The sequence below is a fragment of the Kaistia algarum genome (assembly GCF_026343945.1).
GTDB classification, from domain to species: domain Bacteria; phylum Pseudomonadota; class Alphaproteobacteria; order Rhizobiales; family Kaistiaceae; genus Kaistia; species Kaistia algarum.
The window spans coordinates 248806-273562 of the sequence record NZ_JAPKNJ010000003.1 but is presented as its reverse complement, the minus strand read 5'-3'; the positions used below and the strand labels follow the sequence as shown (position 1 = coordinate 273562).

At 62.9% G+C, this 24757-nt stretch carries 22 protein-coding genes and 3 pseudogenes; 14 read left to right on the top strand and 11 right to left on the bottom strand.

Annotation, left to right across the window (positions count from 1 at the left end):
* Positions 1-95 precede the first annotated feature (95 nt).
* Positions 96-995, top strand: a complete 900-nt coding sequence (locus tag OSH05_RS19625; protein WP_104217968.1) for an AraC family transcriptional regulator — start codon at positions 96-98, stop codon at positions 993-995.
* A 652-nt stretch (positions 996-1647) separates the two neighbouring features.
* Here the strand turns inward: OSH05_RS19625 and OSH05_RS19620 are convergent.
* On the bottom strand, positions 1648-2028 hold the full coding sequence (locus OSH05_RS19620; protein ID WP_104217970.1) for a nuclear transport factor 2 family protein: 381 nt from the start codon (positions 2026-2028) through the stop codon (positions 1648-1650).
* Here OSH05_RS19620 and OSH05_RS19615 point away from each other — a divergent pair.
* Together OSH05_RS19615 and OSH05_RS19610 are read left to right on the top strand one after the other, a co-directional pair.
* Positions 2015-3076 carry a LysR family transcriptional regulator gene (locus OSH05_RS19615; RefSeq protein ID WP_323181471.1) on the top strand — a complete coding sequence of 354 codons (1062 nt, stop codon included), beginning with the start codon at positions 2015-2017 and terminating at the stop codon, positions 3074-3076. The two genes, OSH05_RS19620 and OSH05_RS19615, sit on opposite strands and share 14 nt — an antisense overlap.
* The gene (locus OSH05_RS19610; protein WP_266352836.1) at positions 3045-3626 is read left to right on the top strand and encodes a nuclear transport factor 2 family protein; all 582 of its coding nucleotides are present in this window, start codon (positions 3045-3047) and stop codon (positions 3624-3626) included. The genes OSH05_RS19615 and OSH05_RS19610 overlap by 32 nt, the downstream gene beginning before the upstream one ends.
* 229 nt (positions 3627-3855) lie before the next feature.
* On the opposite strand, the gene OSH05_RS19605 is transcribed toward OSH05_RS19610, so the two are convergent.
* Positions 3856-4347: an Lrp/AsnC family transcriptional regulator gene (locus tag OSH05_RS19605; protein ID WP_266352835.1), complete on the bottom strand. Its 492-nt coding sequence runs from the start codon at positions 4345-4347 to the stop codon at positions 3856-3858.
* A gap of 215 nt (positions 4348-4562) precedes the next feature.
* Here OSH05_RS19605 and OSH05_RS19600 point away from each other — a divergent pair, with 215 nt between their 5' ends.
* From OSH05_RS19600 to OSH05_RS25270, 3 genes and pseudogenes are all read left to right on the top strand, one after another.
* Complete coding sequence (locus OSH05_RS19600) at positions 4563-6029, top strand: flavin monoamine oxidase family protein (RefSeq protein ID WP_104217974.1); 1467 nt, start codon at positions 4563-4565, stop codon at positions 6027-6029.
* A gap of 173 nt (positions 6030-6202) precedes the next feature.
* The gene (locus tag OSH05_RS25225; RefSeq protein ID WP_407660447.1) at positions 6203-6508 is read left to right on the top strand and encodes an integrase core domain-containing protein; all 306 of its coding nucleotides are present in this window, start codon (positions 6203-6205) and stop codon (positions 6506-6508) included.
* 99 nt (positions 6509-6607) lie between these two features.
* Positions 6608-6907 (top strand): annotated as a pseudogene (locus OSH05_RS25270) (transposase); the annotation flags it as partial.
* Positions 6908-6954: 47 nt separating this feature from the next.
* Here the strand turns inward: OSH05_RS25270 and OSH05_RS19590 are convergent.
* Together OSH05_RS19590 and OSH05_RS19585 are read right to left on the bottom strand one after the other, a co-directional pair.
* Positions 6955-7156, bottom strand: a pseudogene (locus tag OSH05_RS19590) (integrase core domain-containing protein); the annotation flags it as partial.
* A 298-nt stretch (positions 7157-7454) separates the two neighbouring features.
* Positions 7455-8381, bottom strand: coding sequence for a LysR family transcriptional regulator (locus OSH05_RS19585; RefSeq protein WP_104217976.1), 927 nt, complete (start codon positions 8379-8381; stop codon positions 7455-7457).
* Between the two features lie 187 nt (positions 8382-8568).
* On the opposite strand from OSH05_RS19585, the gene OSH05_RS19580 reads away from it, so the two are divergent.
* From OSH05_RS19580 to OSH05_RS19550, 7 genes are all read left to right on the top strand, one after another.
* Positions 8569-9444, top strand: a complete 876-nt coding sequence (locus OSH05_RS19580; protein WP_266352833.1) for an HpcH/HpaI aldolase/citrate lyase family protein — start codon at positions 8569-8571, stop codon at positions 9442-9444.
* Complete coding sequence (locus OSH05_RS19575; RefSeq protein WP_104217978.1) at positions 9437-10666, top strand: CaiB/BaiF CoA transferase family protein; 1230 nt, start codon at positions 9437-9439, stop codon at positions 10664-10666. The genes OSH05_RS19580 and OSH05_RS19575 overlap by 8 nt, the downstream gene beginning before the upstream one ends.
* The gene (locus OSH05_RS19570; protein ID WP_104217979.1) at positions 10663-11592 is read left to right on the top strand and encodes an allantoinase PuuE; all 930 of its coding nucleotides are present in this window, start codon (positions 10663-10665) and stop codon (positions 11590-11592) included. The genes OSH05_RS19575 and OSH05_RS19570 overlap by 4 nt, the downstream gene beginning before the upstream one ends.
* Positions 11589-12293, top strand: coding sequence for an isochorismatase family protein (locus tag OSH05_RS19565; protein WP_104217980.1), 705 nt, complete (start codon positions 11589-11591; stop codon positions 12291-12293). Before OSH05_RS19570 ends, OSH05_RS19565 begins: the two co-directional genes overlap by 4 nt.
* Positions 12290-13321, top strand: a complete 1032-nt coding sequence (locus tag OSH05_RS19560; RefSeq protein WP_104217981.1) for an ABC transporter permease — start codon at positions 12290-12292, stop codon at positions 13319-13321. The genes OSH05_RS19565 and OSH05_RS19560 overlap by 4 nt, the downstream gene beginning before the upstream one ends.
* Before the next feature lie 83 nt (positions 13322-13404).
* Positions 13405-14532, top strand: a complete 1128-nt coding sequence (locus OSH05_RS19555; protein WP_104217982.1) for a sugar ABC transporter substrate-binding protein — start codon at positions 13405-13407, stop codon at positions 14530-14532.
* A 25-nt stretch (positions 14533-14557) separates the two neighbouring features.
* Positions 14558-16057: a sugar ABC transporter ATP-binding protein gene (locus OSH05_RS19550; protein WP_104217983.1), complete on the top strand. Its 1500-nt coding sequence runs from the start codon at positions 14558-14560 to the stop codon at positions 16055-16057.
* Between the two features lie 6 nt (positions 16058-16063).
* On the opposite strand, the gene OSH05_RS19545 is transcribed toward OSH05_RS19550, so the two are convergent.
* Positions 16064-17122 (bottom strand): amidohydrolase family protein, encoded by a 1059-nt coding sequence (locus OSH05_RS19545; RefSeq protein WP_104217984.1) that lies wholly within the window; start codon positions 17120-17122, stop codon positions 16064-16066.
* A gap of 775 nt (positions 17123-17897) precedes the next feature.
* Between OSH05_RS19545 and OSH05_RS25220 the strand changes: the two are divergent.
* A pseudogene (locus OSH05_RS25220) lies at positions 17898-18014 on the top strand (hypothetical protein); the annotation flags it as partial.
* A gap of 984 nt (positions 18015-18998) precedes the next feature.
* Here the strand turns inward: OSH05_RS25220 and OSH05_RS19535 are convergent.
* From OSH05_RS19535 to OSH05_RS19510, 6 genes are all read right to left on the bottom strand, one after another.
* Positions 18999-19406: a DUF2924 domain-containing protein gene (locus OSH05_RS19535; protein ID WP_266352831.1), complete on the bottom strand. Its 408-nt coding sequence runs from the start codon at positions 19404-19406 to the stop codon at positions 18999-19001.
* 5 nt (positions 19407-19411) lie between these two features.
* Positions 19412-19684, bottom strand: coding sequence for a DUF3489 domain-containing protein (locus OSH05_RS19530; protein ID WP_266352974.1), 273 nt, complete (start codon positions 19682-19684; stop codon positions 19412-19414).
* 824 nt (positions 19685-20508) lie between these two features.
* A complete protein-coding gene (locus OSH05_RS19525; RefSeq protein WP_104217986.1) occupies positions 20509-21357 on the bottom strand; it encodes a carbohydrate ABC transporter permease in 849 nt (282 codons plus the stop codon).
* On the bottom strand, positions 21354-22286 hold the full coding sequence (locus OSH05_RS19520; protein WP_266352830.1) for a carbohydrate ABC transporter permease: 933 nt from the start codon (positions 22284-22286) through the stop codon (positions 21354-21356). The genes OSH05_RS19525 and OSH05_RS19520 overlap by 4 nt, the downstream gene beginning before the upstream one ends.
* Positions 22287-22290: 4 nt before the next feature.
* On the bottom strand, positions 22291-23592 hold the full coding sequence (locus OSH05_RS19515; RefSeq protein ID WP_104217987.1) for an ABC transporter substrate-binding protein: 1302 nt from the start codon (positions 23590-23592) through the stop codon (positions 22291-22293).
* A 70-nt stretch (positions 23593-23662) separates the two neighbouring features.
* On the bottom strand, positions 23663-24733 hold the full coding sequence (locus OSH05_RS19510) for a Gfo/Idh/MocA family protein (RefSeq protein WP_165801503.1): 1071 nt from the start codon (positions 24731-24733) through the stop codon (positions 23663-23665).
* Positions 24734-24757: the final 24 nt, after the last annotated feature.

Sequence of the window (24757 nt, the reverse complement as noted above, 5' to 3'; positions counted from 1 at the left end):
CAGTTTCCTTGGTTTCGATACCCAAAGAGATAGCCAGAGCGACGGATACGATCTATAATGATGACGCCACGATTATTTATGGATCGTCCAGAATCATGGATCCACTGAGCGATATGATCGCCTTGTTGCGCCCGAGCGCCGCGGTGTCGAAGCCGATTTCAGGAAAAGGCCGCTGGGCAGTTCACTACGACGCGCATGATGCGCCCGGCTTTACGATCATCCTTTCAGGTGAGGCGTGGCTGACCTTCGATGGCAAGGAGCCGCTGCGTCTCGCGGAGGGGGATTTTCTGCTGCTGCCGACGACGCCCGCCTTCTCGCTGGCGAGCGAACCTCATATTCCCGGCACGCCTGTCACGCCGCGTGACCAAGCCGTCCGGCATGGCGCCCCCCACGGCAAGCCGGACTTCGTGGCGTTGGGCGGGAGCTTTGCCTTCGAACGGGTGAACAGTTCTCTCCTGCTCTCGCTTCTGCCCGAGCGTATCCATATCCCGGCCTCGGAAGGCCGCTCGACGCGGTTCGGACGTTTAGTCGGTCTGCTGGCCGAGGAATGCGCCACCGATTATCCCGGCAAGGAGCTGATCATTCAGCGCATGCTGGAGGCATTGCTGGTCGAGGCGCTTCGCTGGCGCAGCCTTGGCAACGAGGCTGTACCGTCCGGCCTGTTGAGCGGGATGCAGGACCCGGCGATCGCCCGCGCGCTACTGGCGATCCACGCCGATGTCCGCGCCAGTTGGACAGTCGCAGAACTTGCGAGCATCGCGGGCATGTCTCGCTCCGCCTTCTCGGCCCGATTCGGTGAAATGTTGGGATGCGCACCAATCGAGTATCTGATGCGCTGGCGCATGGCGATCGCAAAGGACGCCCTGACCCGCGGCAACAAGACGCTCGATCGGATCGCAGAAGAGATTGGCTACGAGTCGGCCAGCGCCTTCAGCACTGCGTTTCGTAAGCGCCTCGGATGCCCGCCCGGCAAATTCGCGCGCGCCGCGGCCTGAGGCCACCCATTCGAGCGCTCTTGCTGTCCGGAAAAAGCTAGCCGTTTCGACAACACGTGCTGCCGAAGCGGCGCGTCCGTCGGACAAGATGGTCTTGGCTCGGACACACGGCGCGCCCATGGCGGCTATCTGCGTTTTAAAGGGTCAGCAGCGGACCGACAGCCCAGGCCCAGACGCCGCCATCAGCAGCCATTCTCCTTTCCACCCCGGTCCGGTCTTTGGCATCCACTCGCCGAGTTGATGTTGGGAAATGACCTCCTGCCGACGTCTTTGAGGCCGGAGGCGGACTGTCTGCCTCTAGAACCGCGAGGCGCGATAGCTGCCCTTCAACAGCGGTTCGGCCGAAGGCAACTACCGAGGGGAATTTACAAAGCAACGAAAGCAGCCGCCACTTTCAGACATCACACCATCGTCCAGCTCATCGCTTGCGCCAAGCATGCGGCGGCCCTTGTGACTGCCAAGATTGTCCATGACGACGGCGTCGCCCGGCGACAGACGGGGTGCCGCGAGTCCCCTTCCGTCAAGGACACGCTACGAGTTGTTTGACTAAAAAGCCGGAGACCCTTCTTGAACTGGGTTTGGCTACATCGGAGAGAATATAGATAAGGCGGGCGCTCGTCCGCGAACGGTGACCTCGCCCGCCTCGGCACCCTTAGTCCTTGCTGAAGGCCTGCGATGCCGCGAGCGTATCGAGCGCCTCCCGCAGCAGCTTGATCTTCCCGTCCTTTGCGACGAGCCGGCCGGCATAGGTCTGCTTGTAAGTCTTGCCGGTGGCGAGTACGAGGGCTTCGACCTGATATTCGCCGAACGCCTGGTCTTCGGTCCGGATCGAGATGTCGATGTTCTTGAACCTGAAGTCGGGAACCCTGACCAGAAGGCCGGCGATGAATTTCTCGATGGCTTCCGGGCCCTGGGCGCGGGCGTTTATCGTCGGCAGTTCCAAAATGCCGTCCTCTGCAAAGAGGCTCGCCGCAGCGGCCGGATCCTGGATGTTCGCGAGATAGGCTTCGAGAAGCTGGGTGGCGTTTTTCATCAGCGTGTCCTTCCATGGGTTAGCTGTCACACGGAGATACGCCTCCCGAAGTTTGCACAAAGATGCGAAATATGTTTTCATAATCCACGCTTTTGCACAATCGCGGCCGGGCGGTGGGACGATGGATCAGCTTCTCGCGATGCGCACCTTCGTTCGGATCGCTGAATCCGGAACGTTCGCCAGAGCTGCCGACCTGCTCGGCCTGCCGCGCTCCACCGTCAGCAAGCTCATTTCCGATCTCGAGGACCATCTCGACACCAAGCTGATCCAGCGCACGACGAGATCTGTCACCGTCACGGCCGATGGCGCCGCGTATTATGAGCGTGCCCTTCGCCTGCTCGACGAACTGCACGACATGGATCAGGCGGCGCGACGGACCAAGGCGCAACCCCAGGGCAAATTGCGCGTCGATATCGGCTCTCTGCTCGCCAACCGGATCCTCATTCCGGCGCTGCCCGAGTTTCGCCAGCGCTATCCGGACATCGAAATCTATCTCGGCGTGAACGACCGGCCGATTGACCTTGTCAGCGACGCCGTCGATTGCGTCATCCGGGGTGGCGCGCTCGACGACAGCTCCCTGATCGGCCGGCGCATCTGCAAACTGGATTATGTGACCTGCGCTTCGCCCGACTATCTCGCCGAGCGCGCGGTTCCCTCGCACCCTCGCGACTTGGAAACGGGCCATCAGCTCCTGACCTACTTTTCCGCGTTGACGGGTAAGGTCTTTCCGCTCCGTTTTGAGCAGCGGGCGGACAAGATCGAGATCGACTACCGCTACAGTGTCGCGGTCAATGAGAGCACGGCGCATCTGACGGCGCTGCTTTCAGGTCTCGGCATCGGCCAAACCTTCCGCTTCGCCGCACAGCCCTATCTGGATGATGGACGCCTCATCCCGCTTCTCGATGCCTGGACGCGCGAATATCATCCGCTGTACGTCGTCTATCCCTCGAACCGCCATCTCCATGCGAAACTGCGCGTGTTCGTTGAGTGGGTCGCCCAGATCTTCGCGCGCGTGGATGTACGCCGCGAACCGGCTGTCGGCGATTAATCGATTTCGGCGAATTAAGAGGACGATCTGGCATCTGATTATCCATAGGGACGATCAGTGTTTCCAGATTATCGGGCTGAACAGGGCTCTCTTTCCACGCCATCTCGGTCTGGCACGTGAACGAAAGGAACCTGCTATGACCGACGTAAAGACCCTGAACGCTGAAGAGCTTCTGCTGCGTTCGCTCGACCTTCTTCCTCGCGATCTCCACGCTTGGGCGGCCTTGTTCGCCGAAGACGCCGTCTTCGAGCTGCCCTACGCCGGCACCTTTGATGCGCCCACCAAGCGGCAAGGCCGCGAAGCGATCCTCGCCGGCATGACCTGGTTCAGGTCGCTGATCGACGACCTCAGAATCGGCGAAGTGACTGTCCACAAGCTCGTCGGCCGGGATGCGGTCGTTGCCGAATATACGGCCACCGGCAAAATGAGCGCCAACGGCAAGTCCTTCGATCAGATCTATATTGTCCGGGTCGAGGCCAAGGGTGGCCGGATCACACACTTCAGCGAGTATTTCGACACGCTGCGCTTCAAGAAGCACCTGGAAGGCTGAACGAATTTTCCGATCTGTTTTCCCGTGGTGGGACGCTCTACTAGAACGCCGCAAGAGAAAGCAACTCCGAGCGGCGTTTTACGGCCTTTTACCGCGTTCATGCAGTGATCAAGGTCGCTTGGACACGATTGACGCACGTCCTCGCCGGGGAATCCCGCCCGCGTGGTGCAGCAGTCTGAGCGCTAGTCGCGCCAGCGCGATCTCCGGCATTGCAATCGATCGCGCGAAGTCAGGTCTTTGAAGGTCTCGCGGGCGACAGGGGCAATGCTCCGCCAGCCCTGTAGCTACGCATGGCAAAACTCGAGCGGATGTCGCGGATGGCAGTCAACGATAGGAGCTGCCGCAGGATGGTGGACTCATAGGTCGCCATGTCAGGGACGACGACTTCGATCAGGAAGTCGACGTCGCCGGAGATCAAATGGCATGCGACGACCTCGGGCATCGAGAGGACGGCTTCCACGAAGGCATCGGCTTGGTCCTGCGCGTGACGCTCGACCCGCACCCCGGCAAACACCGTGAGACCCAGCCCAACGGCGGGACGGTTGAGGACGGCACGGTAGCCTTCGATCACGCCTCCCTCCTCAAGCAGCTTCACGCGTCGCGAGCACGGAGACGGCGAGAGCCCGACGCGATCGGCAAGCGTGATGTTGGCAATGCGGGCGTCGTTCTGCACCTCCCGAAGGATTTTCAGGTCGATGGCGTCCAACGGCGTTTTGGTCAAAGTGTCTATTTTCCGGTAGCTAGAACACCAATGATGCCAGAGATTGACTATCCGACTTCCATCTTTAGCACTTTTCTTGAGCTGTTGCGCGCTAGAACAAGCTGCATGGATGCAACGCCGCCGGCGGAGAGATTTCGCCCCGAGAGCAGCCCTTGCATAACAAGGTCAGAGAAACGGGAGGCGCGTTTTCACGTGCGCGGAGGAAGAATGTTGCCATGCCGCTATTGCCCCCAAAGCTTAAGCATATGGAGAGCCCGAAGAAGAAGATCGTGGCATGCGTTGGCATGAGCGGCCTAGCGGGACCTCCACGGCTAGCCCCGACAACAGACCCTAAGACGGTCATTGTCGTTGGTGCTGGTATGAGTGGCCTCGTGGCGGCGCTCGAGCTTGAGCGCGCCGGTCACCATGTCCAGATTGTCGAGGCCCGGCGTCGGATTGGCGGTCGGGTTCACACGCAACGCGCACGAGACGGCGCACCCATGGCGGAGGCCGGGGCAGGTCGAATTCCCCGGTCGCATCGCTGGACTTGGGACTATATCGGTCAGATGGGGCTCGCCACCAGGCCGCTCTATCCGGCCGGCCTCAAGAACGTCGCGCTGATCGACGGCAAACGCTGGATCATCGACTCCAAGACGGACTTGGCCGCGACGGTCGATCTGCCGCCGGAGGAGAAGGCGATGGGATATGCTGGCCTGATCAAGACGCATGTGCTCGACAACGTTGAAAAGCTGTTAGCGGCAAAGGTGATCGACACGCCCGCATGGCCACCATCTGCGCTGGCTCACCTTGACCGGCTCTGCATCGTCGATCACCTTGCCGCGCAGGGTCTGTCGCCGGCAGCAATCAAGTTGCTGACCCTCGGCGCTTTCCCGACCGCCATTTCGCCCCTGATGCTCTCCCGCGTCCTCGCGACTTATGATCGTGAAAGCTTGTCGGTTATCGAGGGTGGCAACGACCGCCTGCCGGCCGCCATTGCCGCACACCTGCGCGGCCCAATCTTGCTCAACTCACCGGTTCGGGCCGTAGTGCAGTTCGCCGACCGCATCGAGATTGCCGTCGAAGGGGCAAGGCCGAAGGCCGTACTGACCGCAGATGCACTCATCTGCACGATCCCATTCTCAGTTCTGGGCCGCGTCCAGTTCGAGCCAGCACTTAACCCCGCAAAGCAACAGATCCTGGCCGAAATTCGCTACACCAAGGCGACCAAGGTGGCGTTCAAGATGTCAGCCCGTTTCTGGGAGTCCGAACAGCTGAGCGGGTTCGCCCAGCTCGATACGGGCGCAGAAATCTGGAGCCCCCGATGGTCCGCCGGCGATGGCAGCGGGGTACTTCAGTTCTATCAGCAAGGTGAGCGGGCCGCCGAATTGGACGCAATGGACGAGCCGGCCCGGGCCCAATGGGCAATGGGACACATCGAAAAGGCCTTCCCCGGAGCGGGCCGTCATGTGCAGGAATCAAGGAGCTATTCGTGGCAGCACGATCCCTGGGCTGGCGGCGCCTATGGCATCCCGCAGCCTGGTGATCTCTTCCGCTGGCAAGGGAATATCGCCTCGCCCGAGGGTCGCATCTACTTTGCGGGCGAGCACACGTCGGAATATTCAGCCTGGATAGAGGGTGCCGTCAGGTCGGGACATCGCGCAGCCACCGAATTGCATGAGGCAACTTTCGAAAGCCATAGGTGATCCTACCCGTCGCTCGCCCATCATCGCCTCAGTCCTCCGCATGTATATTGGGTGAATCAGCGACGGTGCCTCGCTTCAAAGGCCGAGTTTCAACACGGCGCGAAGGTGTCATCGCTCTTGGCAAGACGAATGTCCGCTCGTGGGCAACTGGCTTGGTTACGGCAACGACCGAGATGGGGGCGCAAAGCAGTCATAGCGAAGGAGCCGTCGACGGACCGCGGTCGCAATACGCGGCTCAGGCTTATCGACAACCCCTCTCGTGCCATGGCCTCGTCGGCTCGATAGGCCGGCGTGGAAACCCCTACGACAACGCCAAAGCGGAAAGCTTCATGAAGACGCTGAAGGTCGAAGGCGTCTACCCCATGGGGTTCGAGATATTCTCCGATGTTGTCGAGCATATTCCCAGGTTCATCGGCTATATATACAACGGCCGAAGGCTACACTTCCCACTCGTTTATCTAAACCCCGTGCAATTTTAGGATAAATTCGCCCGGGAGACGGTCAAAGAATTATCCTTATATTGACCGACTCGAAGGGTCTACTCCAATCGGGGTCAGTTTCGAACGCCGTTTGACACTCTTGGCTTCACTCTTACTGACGGCGAAGCCCCCGACTACAAAGCCGTCGATAAGCTGATCGCCCTGCCGGTAGCCAAGTTCAGGCTGATGCTGGCCAACAAAGGCTATGAAAGCGACGACGTCCGCACCAGCCTGCTGTTCAAGGGGATATTGCGGGTCATCTCGCCCAAGGCCAACCACAAACTGGCCATAGCCCGCGACTTCCGCGCCTACTAGGACCGCAATCGGACCGAGCGCATGTTCAACAAGCTCAAGCACTTCCGCCGCATCGCCATCAGATACGACAAGTCCGCCGTCTCCTCAGCGATGCAGATCATGGCCTTGGAGCTTTGATCTGTTTTGCAGGAGTCCTCCAATGTTGCGGCCGCGTCGACAAGCGTCAGGAACCAGCGCTCATTCAGACATTCCCCAGAAGCGGCCGTTGAACGCCTCAACGAAGGCGTTGTCGGTAGGTTCCGCCGGTCGGCTGAAGTCGAACGTGACGCCCGTTATGTAGGCTCAGAGGTGGAGATCCCGGGAGACGAATTCGGAGCCTCGGTCGACAAGGATCAGCGCCACTTCAAAGGCATTGAGAGGCCGTCGACGATACTTGTGGCCGGAGAAAGCGGCCTTGCACGCGCCCTGCTGGCGTATCTCGGTCTCTCCAGGCCGCGTTTCCATCTCTCCGTTGTTGCCGAGGCACCGGATACTAGATGGCCCAGGCAGGCGATTGAAACCACACCTCAGGAGCCCCTGCTGAAGAGACATGACACCTGAAGAACGGGAAATCACCCGGGAGTTTCTGAACACACTGGCGCTTGAGGAACTGGCTTGACGGTCTTCGCGTCGCTGGGCCGGTATCCGGCGACTAGTCGAGCCGAGCCCCTAGCCAGAGCTTTTCGGTGATGAGATCGTTGGTGAGTTCCTCGGCCAACGATATGGCGCAGGCGGCGGCCGGCGAGAGGCTGGCCTCCTCCGCGTGGCAAAGCACGACCCCGCGGTGACAGCCGCCTTCGGCAAAGCTGCGAACCCGCATCCGCGAAAAGTTGGCGTCGCGCTCCAGGCAGCCGCCCGGCAGAAGCGAAGCGCCGAGACCGGCATCGACGCATTGCGTGATAAGGCCGATGGCGTCGACCTCGTATTTCACGTCGAGCGGCAGCGAGCGGGAGCGGAAATGGCCCTCGACCGCCGCCCTGAGGCCGTTTCCCATGGCGGGGAGGACGAACGAATAGCGTGAGGCGTCCTCGAAAGAGATGCTCGTGCCGACGTCGGCATCCTCGCTGCGGGAGGTGATGAAGAAGAGTTCCTCGATCAGGAGCTGCTGACAGACGAGACCGGATCGCGAGCGCGGGCTTGCGATCACCGCGAAGTCGAGCTTGCCGGCGCGCACGGCGGCAGCGAGAACATGGCTCTGGTCTTGGCGGAGTTCGAGCCGCACCTCGGGAAAGCGCCGGGTCATCATCTGGAGAAGCGGCAATGCGATGACGGCCACAAGGCTGTGCGGCATGCCGAGTACGACCTGGCCTGACGGCGCGCCGACCGCGCGGCGGACATCGGAGCGGGCGCGGTCGACCTGCTTGAACAGGATCTGGCAATGTTCGTAAAGGCGGGCGCCGGCCTCGGTGGTGGTGACGCCCTGCGGCGAGCGCTGCAGGAGGGGCGTACCGAGGTCGAATTCGAGCGCCTGGATGCTCTTGCTCAGCGCCGGCTGCGCGACATGAAGCGTTTCGGCGGCGCGACTGATGCTCTTCGCTTCGACCACGCCGGCGAAATATTTGAGCTTGCGCAGATCCATGACGAACGGAGCCCCTGGGACGAAAGCCAGCGCCTCGAAGGCTATTCCAGAAAGGAATGCCCCTCAAGCAATGAAATATTGGCGCGGACCTCAGTGAAGGGTTCCAAATAGCTGAAATGCGCGGTGGCTGATCGCGCGCTGTCGATCGATGCGATAGCGGGCGCTCATGGCGAAGGAGAGGGATTGCGTGCATACCGGGTTGATGCGCAGCAAGCTATTCGTGCCGGGCTCGCGGCCTGAGCTCTTCGAGAAGGCGTGGCGTTCGCCCGCCGATGCCATCTCCTTCGATCTCGAGGATGCCGTGGTCGGCGAGAAGAAAGCCGAGGCGCGGGAGCGGGTCGGCGCCGAGCTTCGCGCGCGGGGTGCGCGACGGACTCAGACCGTGATCGTGCGGGTGAATCCGGTCGGCGGGCGGCTCTTCGAGTCCGATCTCGATGCCGTGGTTCAGCCCGGACTTCACATGATCAACCTGCCGAAGATCGAGGACGTCGGCGCAGTTCGCGACGCGGCGGCCCGGCTGGACCGGCTGGAGCGAGAACGAGGCATCGACCTTCCAATCGGCATTCTGGTCAATATCGAGACGCCCAAGGGCCTCCGCATGACGGCGGAACTGGCCGGAGCAAGCGATCGGGTCGCCGGCCTGCAACTCGGATTCGGCGACCTGTTCGAGCCACTGGGGATCGCGCGGACACCGGCGGCTCTTCACCAGGTGCGGCTCGCCGCGCGGCTTGCGGCGGGGGAAGCCGGCGTACCGGTCTATGACGGTGCATTTGTCGGCGTCGCCGACCCGGCTGGCTACCAGGCCGAAGCCGAAGCGGCGCGTGCTCTGGGTTTTGCCGGGAAGAGCTGCATCCATCCCTCGCAGGTCGCGATCGCCAATGCCGTCTTCGCGCCAACGGCGGCTGAGGTCGAACGCGCGCGCCGCATCGTCGCGGTGGCCGACGAAATGGAGGCGAAGGGGGTCGGGGCGTTCATGGTCGACGGCGATATGGCGGACGGGCCCTTCATTGCCCGGGCGCGGGAGATTGTGCGGATGGCGGAACGGGCGGAACTTGATGTCTGAGACGAAGGGCGGCGACTCGGAGAACAAACAAGGCCCCCTTGCGGGTCTGCGGGTGATCGACTGCGCGACCCTGTTCGCCGGGCCGATGATCACGACCCTCATGGGCGATTTCGGCGCCGACGTTATCAAGATAGAGCATCCCAGCGGCGACCCGCTCCGGAACATGGGCGCGAAGAAGGATGGTCATCCGCTGTGGTGGAAGACCACTGCGCGCAACAAGCGCTGCATCGCCCTCGACCTGAAGGCTAGCGCCGACGCCGAGATCTTCAGGGCGCTGGTCGCCGATGCCGACGTGCTGGTCGAGAATTTCCGTACCGGGACGCTCGAGAGCTGGGGGCTTGGATGGGAGGAGCTTTCGGCCCTCAATCCGCGCCTGGTGATGGTGCGGGTCACCGGCTTCGGGCAGACAGGCCCCTATCGCCGGCGGGCCGGGTTCGGAACCCTGGCCGAAGCGATGTCGGGCTTTGCCCATATCACCGGGGAGACGGACAGGCCGCCTACCCTGCCCCCGTTCGGACTTGCCGACGGGATCGCGGCCTATTTCGGCTGTTTCGCTGCCATGTTCGCGATCTACGACCGCGACGTGAATGGCAGCGGCAAGGGACAGTACATCGATCTCGCCATCTACGAGCCGATCTTCGCGCTGCTCGGCCCCCAGCCGATCGTCTTCGACCAGCTAGGCATCGTCCAGAATCGCAACGGCAATCGCTCGGTCAACAACGCACCCCGAAATGCCTACAAGACGCGCGATGAACGATGGGTGGCCCTTTCGGCGGCGGCGCCCAGCATCGTCCGGCGGGTGCTCGAACTCGCCGGCGGACAAGCGGCAGCCGACGACCCGCGCTTCCAGACCAATGCTGATCGCGTCCGCCACGTCGAGGAAGTCGACGCGATCGTCGGCGGCTGGATCGGGCAGCACGATCTCGCCGAAGTGGTCGAGAAATTCGAGACGGTCGAGGCGGCGATCGCACCGATCTATGACATCGAGCAGATATTCAACGACCCCCAGTTCATAGCGCGGGGATCGATCGCCACGGTCGAGGATGAGGATCTAGGGCCGGTGCGGATGCAGAACGTGTTTCCCACGCTCTCGCGGACGCCTGGGACGATTCGGCGTGCCGGCGGGCGCATCGACCAGGACCGTGACGAGATTCTGGCGGAACTGCGTGCGGCGGGACGTCTCCCCGTGCCGCCCTCGACAGCGAAGGCGGGCAGGCCATGATGAAGTCAGCGACCGGACGTGACTATCCGCGCGACCTCGTCGGCTATGCCGACCAGCGGCCGAACGCGCGCTGGCCAGGCGGGGCCCGGATCGCGGTCCAGTTCGCGATCAACTACGAGGAAGGCTCGGAATACACGATCGCTGACGGCGATGGGCGGACGGAGCTCGGCCTCGCGGAAGCCCCGGGTGGGCGCGTCCCGGCCGGGAAGCGCGACCTTGCCTTCGAGACTATGTACGAGTTTGGCAGCCGGGTCGGCATCTGGCGGCTCTTTCGCATTTTTGGCGAACGCCAGCTGCCGGTGACGATCTTCGGCGCGGCAGTGGCGCTGGAGCGCAACCCGCGTGTGTGCGAAGCGATCGCGAAAGCCGGGTATGACGTCTGCTGCCATGGCTGGCGCTGGGAAGAGCAGTTCCGGTTATCCGAGCCCGAGGAGCGCGAACGCATCGCGCGCGCCGTCGCCTCGATCCAGCAGAGCGTCGGCGAACGGCCGCTCGGCTGGTATTGCCGATATGGACCCAGCGAAGCGACGCGGCGGCTTCTCGTTGAGGAAGGCGGCTTCCTGTACGATTCCGACGCCTACAACGACGAACTTCCCTATTTCGTGGAGGTGTCCGGCAAGCGGCATCTGGTCGTCCCCTACACGATGGACACCAACGATATGAAATTCACGCTGGCCGGCGGTATCGGCGGCGCCGCGGATTTCGAGCTCTATCTCAAGGCGACCTTCGACCAGCTTTATGCCGAGGGCGCCGACACGCCGGTAATGATGTCGATCGGGCTGCACCCGCGCATCGCCGGGCGTCCGGGCCGTGCGCGCGCCCTGGCCGGTTTCCTGGATTACATCCTTCGTCACGACCGCGTCTGGGTCTGCCGGCGGATCGACATCGCGCGGCATTGGCTCGGCCAAGATTGGGAAAAGCGATGAAAGAGAAACCCTGGGAAGCCTTTCTCACCGATGGCGACCGGGCCGTCCTGGCGCGCGGTCGCTTCGGCTTGCGCATGGGCTTTGGCGCGAGGCCGGCGGTGATCGTGATCGACTGCCAGCGCTACATGGTCGGCGAGCGCGGGGTCATCGACGACCATTATCCGTCGTCGTGCGGAGCGATCGGCTGGGCGGCGGTCGATCGGGCCGCAGCTATCCTCGACGCGGCGCGAGCGGCTTCGGTGCCGGTGTTCCTGACCCGCTTCGCGCTCGACCCGGACGGTGGCGATATCGGCGTCTATCGGCGCAAGCGCGCATTCCTGCAGCGGCCGGACTGGTGCCTTGAAGGAACCGAAGGCGCGGAGCTGTTGCCCGAAGTCGGCCCGGAGCCGGGCGACATAGTCTTCACCAAGAAGAAGCCGAGCGGATTCCACGGCACTCCCCTGCTCGGATACCTGATCGACCGCGGCGTCGACACGCTGATCGTTCTAGGCGGAGCGACCAGCAACTGCGTCAGAGCGACGGTGTTCGACTCGGCGTCCTACAATTTCCGCACCATCGTGCCCGAAGACGCGGTTTTCGACCGCCTGGCCGTCTCGCACGCGATCAGCCTCTTCGACATGGATCGGCAATTCGCCGACGTCATGACGTCGGACGAGGTCATCGCGCATCTGCGCAGCCGTCCGATTGGCGCGGCGAAATGACGGACGCGGCGCGCGATCCCATGCAGGGAAAATCCCCCGACGCCGCGGCGCGCGGAACATCCGATGCGGCGAGGCTCCGGGCCGGCCGTGGACGCATGGCCGCCTACCGCTATGCGGTCGTATTCGCGCTCCTCATTCTCGTCGCCGGCTTCTCGGTCCTGCTCCCAAATACGTTCTTCACGCTCGGCAATTTCCGGACGATCGTCAGTTCGCAGGCTGTCCTGATGATCCTGGCGCTGGGATTGACGCTCCCGCTCACCACAGGAGAGTTCGATCTCTCCGTCGGATCCATGCTCGGCTGCGGAGCGGTACTGACGGCTTATTTCACCGGCGTCCTTCACCTGCCGCTGGTTATGGTCGTGATCGCCACGGTGCTGGTCGGCGTACTCGCCGGTGCCATCAACGGGCTCTTCGTCGTCCGCATCGGCATCAACGCCTTCATCGGCACCCTTGGCACATCGACCATCCTGATGGGACTGACGCTCGCGGTCTCGGGCGGCCAAATCCTCAACACGGTGGCGGAGCCGCTGAGCGAATTCGTCCAGTACCAGATCTTCGGACTGGCCGTGCCGGTCTATATCGGCTTCGGCCTCGCCATTGGACTCTGGTACCTCTACGAACACACGCCCACGGGCCGGCACCTCTTTTTCGTCGGCGAAGGCCGCGAGGCCGCGCGCCTCACCGGGCTCGGTGTGGACCGCCTGCGCTTTGCCGCCTTCATCGGATCCGGCGCGATCAGTGCCGGGGCTGGCGTCCTCACCGCCGGCCAGCTCGGCGCCGCCGATCCTTCCGTCGGACCGAGCTTTTTGCTGCCGGCCTATGCCGCCGCCTTCCTCGGCGCAGCAACCATCAAGCCGGGCCGCTTCAACGCCTGGGGAACGGTGGTCGCGCTCTATCTGCTGGTCACCGGCGTGACCGGGCTCGAACTCCTCGGCACGTCGTCCTGGGTTCAGGAAATGTTCAATGGGATCGCACTGCTCATCGCGGTGACGTTCGCGCGTTTCGTGGCGCGCAACCAGGTCGCGTGAGCCATGCGTGGCGATGTGAGTGAACTGCCAGGGAAGCCGATCGCCGATCGGCGGGAACACAAGACAAGAAATGGGAGACCAACATGAAGACGCTGCAGAATAGTTCGGGCGCGTTACGCCGCCTTTCGGCCGGGCTGGCGATCGCCGGATCGAGTGCCGCCCTGCTCATGGGGCTGTCCGGGGCCGCGCAGGCGGACGGTCTCGCCGACGCCAAGGCGGCTGTCGCCCAGGCAATGGAGAAGCCAACCTTCGTCGCGCCGGGCGAAGCCTTCGACATGAGCAAATTGAAGGGCAAGCATATCTGGATCATCACGTCGACGATGGGTGTTCCCTTCGTTGCGACGATCGCCCAAAGCGTGCAGGCCGCAGCCGAAAAGGTCGGCATCGAGACCACGCTGGTCGACGGCAAAGGCAACGTTTCGGAATGGAACCGCGGCCTCGCGCAGGCGGTCAGCCAGCACGCCGACGGTGTCGTCACGGTCGGCGCCTCGCCCGAATTGATGAAGGGCCCGATGAAGGACGCCCTCGAGGCGAAGATCCCGGTCGTCGACGCGGTTACCGCCGACAAGGACGCGCCGCTGGTTCCCGGCACATTCGCCCATGTCAGCATCTCCTTCGTCCATTCGGGCGAACTGCAGGCGGCCTTCGCGATCGCCCACTCGGAAGGCAAGGCCAACGTCCTGATCCTCGGCGACAATGAATTCCCCGGCGAGGTGTCGCGCGTCGAAGGGATGAAGAGCGCGTTCGCGTCGATGTGCCCGGACTGCAAAGTAACGGTCGAGGATACGCAGGTCGCGAACCTAGGCGTGAAGCTGGGCCAGCAGGTGCAGACGCTGCTTCGTCGCGATCCGGACGTGAACCTGGTTCTGCCGACCTATGACGCGCAGGCGATCTACGTCGTGCCGGCCATCAAGGCGGCGAATTTCGACCGGACGATTGGGGTTGTCGGTTCGGATGCGGTGCCCAGCAATCTCGACTGGATCCGGGAGGGCAACGTGCAGGTTGCCGACGTTGGCGAACCCAGCGTCTGGCTTGGCTGGGCGGCACTGGATGAGGTCGCTCGCGGCATGCTCGGCATGTCGGCGGTCGACGAGCAGATCCCGCTCCGCCTGTTCACCAAGGACAACCTCAAGGACGTTTCCAACGACGAGAACGAACTCTTCGGCGGCGAATACGCCTCTGAATACAGCAAGCTCTGGGGCGTGAACTAGACCTTGGCGCGATGAGGCCGGACCGATGGACACAAGCACCCCACTCCTCGAATTGCGAAGCCTCACCAAGAGTTTCGCGGGAGTGCGGGTGCTTTCGTCCGTCGACCTGACCGTTCGTCCCGGCGAAGTCCATGCGTTGATTGGCCAGAATGGCTCGGGAAAGTCGACGCTCATCAAGATACTGTCCGGTTACCACGCGCCGGACAGCGGCGAGGTCTTCATGCGTGGCGAGCCGGTGCCCCTGCCCATGCGGCAGTCGGCCCGCCGGGGTCTGAGGTTCCTGCACCAGGACGTTGGCGTTGTCCGCACCATGACGGTGCTCGAGAACCTTCGGATCGGCCGTTTCAGGACGACAGCCTACGGGCGCCTGCGCTGGGCCGAGGAGCGGCGCGCGGCGAAAGAGACGCTGGCCGAAATGCAGCTCGACATCGACCCGGACACGCTTGTCCGCGACATACCGCCGGCCGAGCGGGCGCTGATTGGCTTCATGCGGGCGATTCAGGAAATCGACTATGAGCGCGGCGAGGTTCTCATCCTCGACGAGCCGACGGCATTTCTGCCCGTCGCGTCGGTCGAGAAGATCTTCAAAGCGGTACGCAATGTCGCGCGCCGCGGTTCAGCGGTTGTCTTCGTCAGTCACCGCCTGGACGAGATCCTCGATATCGCCGACCGCACGTCGATCCTCCGCGACGGCCGCCTGATCGAGACGGTGGTGACCAAGGAGACCAATGAGCGCAAGCTCGTCGCAGCAATGCTGGGACGCGAACTTGACTCCCTCTACCCGAAGCGGAGTGTCACGCGCGGACGTCCTATGCTGGAAGTCGAGAGCCTTTCCGGCCGGATCGCCAGCGGCGTTTCGTTTACGGCTCACCAGGGCGAGATTCTGGGCCTTACCGGGCTGCTCGGCATGGGCCATGACGAGATACCGTATCTACTCTTCGGCGCATCCCAGGCTGAAGGCGGCACGGTCTCGGTCGCCGATCAGCCCCTTGCCAAGCTGTCGCCCGAGCATGCAATTGCTGCAAAGGTCGCCTTCCTGCCGGCCGATCGCCACCGCCAAAGCGGGATCCCGAAGGCGACGGTGCTGGAAAATGTGGTGATGACGAACGGCCGGCGCTTTGTGCGGAACGGGATCCTTCGACACCAGGCCGAGAGGACCTCTGTGCAGGACATGCTCGAACGCTTCGATGTCCGCCCCGCCGCGCCCGACCGTCTTCTCGCGACCCTCTCCGGTGGCAACCAGCAGAAGGCGCTTCTGGGCAAGTGGCTGCAAACAAATCCAGCCGTTCTGTTGCTTCACGAGCCGACGCAGGGCGTCGATATTGGTTCGCGGCAACAGATTCTTCAGATTATTGCCGAGGTCGCTGCATCGGGGACGACGGTTATCATGGCGTCGTCGGAATATGAGGAACTCGCGCATCTCTGCCATCGCGTGCTGATCTTCCGGCATGGCGCGATTGCGCGCGAACTGACGGGAGAGAACCTCACGCAGACCCGCATCGCTGAGCAGTGCTACCTGGCCTGACGCGGTTCAGCGTGGCAGCACGAGGCGATAGGTGCGACAGGCGGTCTCCCGGAACAGAGCGGCCTTTTCGCTGGCCGAATAACCGGCGGCGATGCGCTTGAAGGCGTTCCAAAGCACGCCGTAGCTGACGCCCCGCTTGTCGACGGGGAAATTACTCTCGAACATGCAGCGTTCGACGCCGAAAATCTCGATGCAGGTCTCGATATAGGGACGCCAGAGCCGCGCAATTTCCTCCGAATCCGCTGGCTCGGGACGGTGGGCGGCATCGAGGTCGAAGCCGAAAAGGTGCATGGCAAGGCCGCCCAGCTTGACGCTGACATTCGGCCGGCGGGCGAGATCCGTGAGGTTCCTCTTCCAGTCGACGAAGATGTCGTCGCGCCGTCCCGCATAGACCCCGACGGCAAGAGGTGCACCGATGTGGTCGAGGACTACCGGCGTATCGGGAAAACTGCCGGCAAGATCGGCCAGTTCAGGAAGCTGCGGATGGAACAGCCATGCATCGAATGATAGATTGTAGCGAACCAGCCTCGCATAGCCGCGGCGGAAGCCGGCGTCGAGGAGAAGTCCTTTCGGGAAATCCTGCGAAGAACCCTTGATGGTTGGATCGGCATCCCAGACAGAGCGTCCTCGTATGCCCTTGAAGCGGTCTCCGGCGGCACGGAGGTGAGCTTCCAATACCACGTCGACGCGATCGCCCAGCCGCAGTTCGGCGAAGCCGACGATACCCGCGCAGACCCTCGCGGAGCCGTAGGCGCCGCTCGCGCTCATTGCGGCGATCCCATTCACAAATTCGGTCTCGCCAACGGGCGCTAAATCGGGGTCGCCGTCTACGCGATACATCGCGTCGCACTGGACGAACACCGAAGCGCAGATGTTATGGCCGCTGCCGATGTCGGCGAGATAGTCATTGAAGAGGTATGGCGCACCACGATCCCAAAGGTGATGGTGGGGATCGACGATCGCGAGATCGGGCTCAAGCGCTTCCTCGCGGTGCTTCTGCAGCCATGCATCATCTACCCCAAATAACGCTTGGTTTCTTTCGCGCAGATGTGCCTGATCGATCACGTAATGTTCCCTCAATGGCCTGCTGCCGGTTCTGTGGACACCCGGCTAAGCTAATCCGACCTTCAATAGGCAAAACTCTAGCTCCGAGTGGAGGAAAAACACAGCGGCAGGTCACCATAGGTCGTGGTCGCGGGATATGAACTACGAGGCCTGGTCGACCCGGATCGGCTTCTGATAGACGCAAGCATATGCTGGACCCGAGATTTCAAATGAACACCGGCCAAAGCAGCATCCTTCTGTCCTCAATCCCATTTTGCCCCTGAATGTCGTCGTATCCGGGTTGCAGTATCTGAGACGCCGATTTGATGCGTCCAAAGGATCCGTTCAGCGTTTGCTCGGTTGGGGGCAGCGAGACGTACATCACGAGCAAGTTTTGATTTGCTCGATTTGATGGAGTTTTCGCGATGAAGATCAATGATTTCAACGGCGACAATTTAAGCGAGATTCTGGTTTCCAGCCCATGGGGGCTCGGCGTCATCGGCCTATCCAGCAATTCACTGACATCGCAGGCATTGACGCCAAATGGCTCCCGGCTCGGCGGCTGGTTGCTGAATACTGCCAACAACGAGTTCGGCCATACCGGCGATTTTGACGGCGATGGTCGTGCTGAGATCCTTGCCACCAGCGGGTGGGGCCTAGGCGTCCTGAAGCTTTCCGGCGCTGCGATCGCAAGCCCCGTCATGGCTCCAAACGGCACGAGGCTGGGAGGCTGGCTGATCAATACCGCCAATGACAGCTTCGGCCCCGTGACTTCGATGGCGACGGCAAGACAGAGATCTTTGGCTCGAACGCGACCGGCATCGGCCTGCTCAAGCTCGTCGGCGGCAGTCTGCAATCCCTGACTGTCGCGCCAAATAGCACGCGGCTCGGTGACTGGCTGGTCAATACGCGCGACAATCGCTGCGTGAATGCGGCTGACTTCGACGGCGACAACAAGGCCGAACTGCTGGTGACCAGCCCCTGGGGTCTCGCCATCCTGGATTTCGACGGAAGTACCCTGCTTCCGCGCGCCATGGCGCCGAACCAGACCGTCTTCGGCCATTGGCGGCTCAATACTGCCGACAATGACTGGGAGCACGGCCAGCGCCAGTCGCATTTGCTCATCATCCATCATCCGCAATGGTCCGGCGCCGTGGCCAATCTGGAAAGCCAGGGCCGCAGGCGCGGCTACACCATCCATTCGATCCCCTCCGGCCCCGACGGGCTGAAGCGACTGCGCCTGCTCCCGATGAACCCGTCGGCCGGCGACCGGCTGCTGATCTACCTTGCCGGTCATGGCGGCTCGTCGCGCGCGACGGGCGATATGAGCCGGCCACCGTCGCTTCGCGGTATCTTCCAATTCGGCGATGGCGGCCTGTCCTACCTGCGCGACTTGGCGCCCTATTTTGAAAGCCTGGGTGATCGAGGCGCCGACGTCACCGTCGTTGACGGCAGCTGCGATGGCGGCAAGACGGTCCACAATGCCATGGACGAGGCCTACTTCGCCATGGCAACCGCTGGACTCTACTCGCCGGGGCTGACCAATTTCCCGGATATGGCGGGACCGATGCAGACGGAGAGCAAGCCGGGAACCTTCGGCTATTGGTGGGACCCGCCACATTGGCTCGGGGGTTGGCTGAACGGCACCGTGATCGGTAACAATCCGGGGCGGATCCATCAGCGGATCTACCGCAACGACAGTGGCGCACTTGCCGATTTGTCGATTTTCGCCAGGCCCATGCTCGACCCCTCCCCTGACGCTCCGGTTCGGGTTTGGCTTTGTCGACGCCGGATGCCTGCTGGGTTCTATCCCGGAGACCAAAGAACCGGGGGCGCTCCAGCTCGTGCCTGTGATCAGCCGAGCGATCTCCGAGAGCGATCGGTAGACCGCTCCCTGCTATTCAAAGCCGTCGTGGGTGACGCACACCCGGTGCATCTCGCCGGCATATTCGCGGATGAACAATGTGCCGGGGCGATGGCCGCGATCTCGCGGTGCCGGCGCAACGACTGGAACCGCCTTCGGCTTGGCCGCCCCTGCCCGGCGCTGGCGTTCATGGTCTCGCGCAATCTGTTCGAGTTGCCGGACGCTGTTGGCATCGAGATCACCATGGATCCGTGCCTGCATCCAGTAAGCGATGATGCGAATCAGCAGGGCCCGACCGAGATGTTCGGGGGCCTCCTTGCGCATCAGCTTGCGCCAGCGGATCCGCAGGGCGTGGAGATCCAGCTTGGCGAGACCATGGATCTCGGCAGTAAGGGCAATCGGCTGCGATGACGTTCTCGCGGATTGGCGTGTCCGGGACATTAGGATCACTCTTCCTCGGCCTGTCCAAGTTCGACTGTGTCGACTGGCGGGATCGCGGTCGTCTCAGCGCCCTGCCCTTCCATCAGCCGATATCGGGTCGGCTCGCCGCTTCGGCGGATTGTCTCGACTGCCATGCCGGCCCTGCGCACGCTGGTCAGCAAGGCTCGGATCGTGTGCGCGAGCCAGCCGGTCATCCCAGTGATGTCGTCGACCGATGCGCCTTCCCCCTGACGAGCAGGCCGATGACAAGCGCCTTCTTGCTTCCTGGGCGCTCCGATCGTTTTGGTGCATCAACTGACGCACCCAAGCTCTGGCCTACCTCTCTGGGCGGCTCCGTAGACACCCGATCTCCGTCTTCGCGGCCAACCGCCGACTCGTCGACACCGATGGCAGCCAGCCGCGCCACGTGATGACCAGCGTCCGCCGCTCGCCATCGGCCGTCTGACGCCATGCCGGCTGGCCAGACTCCGTCGGCTGCTCCATCGCCAGACCGAGGGCCACAAGTCGCTCGCCGACGCCGGTCGCCACCGCTCCCTTCAGCCGCTCCTGGGAGGTTGGTGGTGGACGCAGTGCGTCACAAACCCGTCTCTGCCTGCATTTCCTGTTCGCAGCGGAAACGACCGAGAGCGGCTCTCTCGGGACTTCGGGGGGCATACGCTGGAAGACGGCGTTATTTCCGTGAGTTACCCGAAACTTTCTGCCTAATTGATGGGCCGATTTTCCGATTCTGGAGCGGTGTTCGCAGTCGCTGTCAGGGAAAGTCGATTGTCGTTTGGTGGGATTACGTTGTCGTTAGCCGGGATCGGACTGCGCGTTTGCGGGATCAGCTTGCGGCAACGCGGGATCGCTTTGCCGAATGGCGGTTCGACATTGTCGTTATTCGGTGCTGTATTGCCGTTAAGCGGGCTAGGATTAACGCTTTGCGGTATCCGATTGTCAATTCGGGGAAGGCCAGACGCTAAGCGATCCAACACCGCGAATAAGCGCGCCGCCCCACGACGGACGGCCCATCGCCGACAAGGCCTTCGCGACGGCAGGATCCAAGCTTCGAAACAACCTCTCAGCGGGATAGGAATTGGGGGGAAATCACCGCTACGGAGGGCTATCTGCCGGCCAGCGAACCGCCAATGCCGCCGATCGAGAAGAATCGGTTGAGAAATGCGAAAATGACCACCGGCGGCGCCAGCATCACGACAGCGCAAGCCATTACCGGGCCCCAGTCGGTCTGGTTCTGCTGAAAGAAGGTCTGCAGGCCGATCGGCAGGGTGAAGCGATCGTCGGAGCGCAGGAACACCAACGCCACGAGATAGTCGTTCCAGGCAAGCAGGAACGCATAGATTGCCGTAGACAGCACGCCGGGCAGCGAGTTGCGCAGCACGATCCGCACGAAGCCGCCGAAGACCGAGCAGCCATCGATCCAGGCGGCTTCCTCCAGCGTCACCGGGATCGTGTCGAAATAGGCAGACATCATCCAGCAGGCGACGGCGATCGAGGAGGCGACATAGATGATCGCGACGCCGCCGAGCGAATCGACCAGCCCGACCGCCGCGAACATGATGAAGAGCGGGATGACGAAGACGACGACAGGGAAGCTCTGCACCACGAAGATGAACAGCGAATAGACCGAGACCGCCCCGCCGCGGCCACGCGACAACACATAGCCGGCGGGCGCGGCGACGATGACCGAAACGATGGTCGCGAGCGCCGAGACCATGGCGCTGTTCTTCAGCCAGAGCAGGATGTCAGTATTGGCGAAGATATAGCCGAACGTCTCCAGCGTCGGTCCGGTGATGTCGGTGTAGAGCCGCGGCCGCAGCGCCAGCCAGAACACGACGATGATCGGCCCGAGCAGGACGAGCGTCACGATCGCGGCGGCGAGCGTGCGGCCGAACCCAGCCCGCCGCGGATCGAGCGAGTTCCTTGCCGGCGCCGTGGCGATGGGGGTGGTCATGCGATGTTCGCCCTGCGGATCTGGCGGAAGAGGATGATCGAAAGGGTCACCAGCGCTCCGGTCATCAGGAAGGAGATCGCGACGCCGTATCCTGGCCGGAAATCCTGGAACACCGAGCGATAGGCAAGGACGATCAGCGAGGTCGTCGAATCGACCGGGCCACCGCCCGTGAGCAGATAGATCGTGGCGAAGTCGTTGACCGAGAACATCGCCATCAGGATCCAGGCGATATAGGTCGAGCGGGCCGTCATCGGCAGGACGATATAGCGCAGCTGCTGCCGCGAATTGGCGCCGTCGACGCGGGCCGCCTCGTAGAGATTGGGCTCGATGCCTTCGAGCGCCGCCGACATCATCATCATCATGAAGGGATAGCTGATCCGGATCTTGAACAGGCAGACGGTGATCATCGCCATGGTCGGATCGGCGAGGAACATCACGCGGCCGAAGCCGAGATCTTGCGCCAGCACCGGCAACAGGCTCGTCGGTGTCGCCGTCAGCCAGTTCCAGCTCATGGAGGAGACGACGATCGGCACGATCCATGGCAGGAGCAGCAGGATCTTGAAGGAGCTCTTGCCGGGAAATTCCGGCTTCAGCAGGAGGGCGAGCGCGAAGCCGACCAGCCATGACCCGAACACGCCGCAGAGGCTGAAGATGACGGTGAAGCGCGCCGACCACCAGAACAGCGGATCGGTCAGGGCGTCGCGAAAATTCGCGAGGCCCACAAAGCTGCCGAGATTGAGCAGATCGCCGTCATGCAGCGCCTGGATGCCGGCATAGACGACCGGATAGGCGTTGACGACGGTCATCAGCACGATGGCCGGCATCGCCAGCCCGGCCAATGTCATGGCGCGGCCGAGATCAGGCCGCCGGCGCCGCGCTTCCGCGGGGCGCCGGCTTTGCCGGTCGGCGAGGGTTCCGGTTGCCTGCACGCTGCTACTTCACGACTTTCTCGAGGGCGGTCTGCAGGGTCTCGAGGATCTGCTTCGACGCCGTCTTGCCCTCGATGATCTGCTGGATGAACGCAGCACCGGCTCCGCCGCCATCGACCGCGTTGAGCGCACCGAAGGGACGCGGCGCCTGCGCGCCGATCGTCTTGCCGACCGGCTGCCATTCGGCGATCGACTTCTGCAGATTGGCGTTCTGCTTGAGGTTCGGCAGCTCGGCGATGCTTTTGCGAACCGGCACGTCGATGGCGACGCCCTTCTCCCAGAACACCTTCATATTGTCGAGATACCACGTGAGGAACGCCTCCGACGAAGGCTGCGACGCGGTGGTTTTGAACATCATCAGCGGATTGATGTAGTAGACTGTGCCCTTATCTCCGCGCGTCGACTTGATCGGGCTGATCACCGTCAGGTCGGACCGCTGGTCGGCCGGGAAGTTCTTGTCGAGCCCGGTCTGGCCGAAGCCCATGCCGACCCGGCCCGAGAGCCAGTCGCGGGTGACATTGTCGGACGTGTAGCTCGCCGCATAGGGATCGATGATGCCCTTGCGGACCAGCTCGTTCAGGAAGTCGAGCGTCTCGATGTTGCGATCGGTGACGCAATCGAGCGTGCCATCGGTCGCGAACAGCCCGCCGCCATTGTTGATCATCAGCGCCGAGACGCTGTGCTGTCCGTCCGTCGTCGTGCTGCCGTCGGCGAGGCCGAGGCCGACGACATCGATCTTCTTCAACGCCTCGCCGACCTTGATGAAGCTCTGCCAATCCGTCGGCGCCTCGACGCCGGCCTTCTCGAGCAGCGACTTCCGCACCCAGATGACACGGAGATCCATCGACCAGGGCATCGCGGCATAGCCCTTGTCGGTCTTCATCGCGTCGAGCACGCCGGGGAGGAAGTCGTTGGTGCCGCTCTTGTCGAAGCCGGCTACGACATCATCGGCGGGAGCGATGACACCCTGCTCGATGAAATAGAACGGCAGGAAGGCGGCCCCCGACGAGACCGCTGGCGTCGTGCGGGAAGCGGCGGCGGAGGTGAAGGTCTGGTACCAGTTGGCCCAGGGGATAGACTGATAGCGGACGCCGAGATTGTCGCCCGAGGGCTGGTAGCTGCCGACCAGTTCCTTGGCGGCCGCCGTATAGGTGGCGCCGGTGCCCCAGACCATGTCCCAGAACTTGATCTCCTCGGCGCCGAACGCCGCTTTCTGGCCGACGGTCATGGCGGTTGCGGCCGCAGCCGTGCTGGCGAGAAAGGCGCGGCGGTTCATGCCGCTCCGGCGAGCATTGGATTCGTTCATTTTTTCCTCCCGTTTCTTGAACGATATGTTGAGCCGCTGATGCGACCTTGGGCGCGACCCCCTGGACGGCTCAATCCGGGAAGGCCGCGATGATATCGGCGAAGAGCTTCAGATCCTCGGCCGAATCCTCGAGCGTGGTGTCGACCGGCGCACCGGCAGTGATGACGTCGTGGAAATGCAGCCATTCGGACGTATAGGGATCGCGATAGCTCGGCCGCTCGATGGCGACGGAAAGCGAGTCCCCCTTCGTCGACTGCACCGTCAGCAGCGTCGGCAGATGGCGGATGAAGGGCGTGTCATAGTCGATGCGGAGCCGCTCGCTGCCGGTGAAGGCCTCGATCGAGGCATCGAAGCGGCCGACCTGGTCGAGCCCCATCTCGAAGGTCGCCATGAAGCTCCCATAATCGAGGATGGCGGCGACATAGCGCCCGCTGCTCTTCTTGCCGGCGCCGATCACGCCCTGCGGCGCGCCGATGAGACCACGCATCGCCGAGAGATCATGGCTGCCGAGGCCGCAGAGCAGCCGGTAGGCTGAAACGGCTTCGGTCGAAACCGGTCCGAGCGCGTCGCGGACCTGCGTCTCCGCCCGATGCTGGCGTTCGGCGATCAGCGTGGGCGCGATGTCGTCGGCCGCCTCGACCACGGCGGTCTGCCCGATGAAGAAAGCATTCGGGCCGATGATGTCGCGCACCGCGACATGCAGCGGCGCCGGGCCGGCGGCGAGGCGGGCCTTCATCGCGGCATAGGCGCCGGCGAAGCGCCGCATATAGCCGACAAAGGCAATCTTGCCGGCCGCATCGCGCGCCGCGATGATGCGGTCGAGATCGGCGAGCGACAGGCAGACGGGCTTTTCGATCAGCACGTGCACGCCGGCGGCCAGCGCATCGACGGCACAATCGGCATGATACTCGTCGGAATTGATGACGGCGACGACATCGAGCCGCTCGGCCGAAAGCATCGCGGCGTGGTCGGTGTAGCGTCCCTTGACCTGGTAGCTGTCGGCGATCCGCTCGACGAGGCGAGCCGACACGTCGCAGACGGCGACGACCTCGAACTGCTCCTTGAGGCCAGCAAGGACCGGCAGATGCACCACCTGGCCGACGGTCCCGAGGCCGATAAGGCCAACTCTCAACTTTTCCACGTGTGTTGTCCGATGCATCGATGA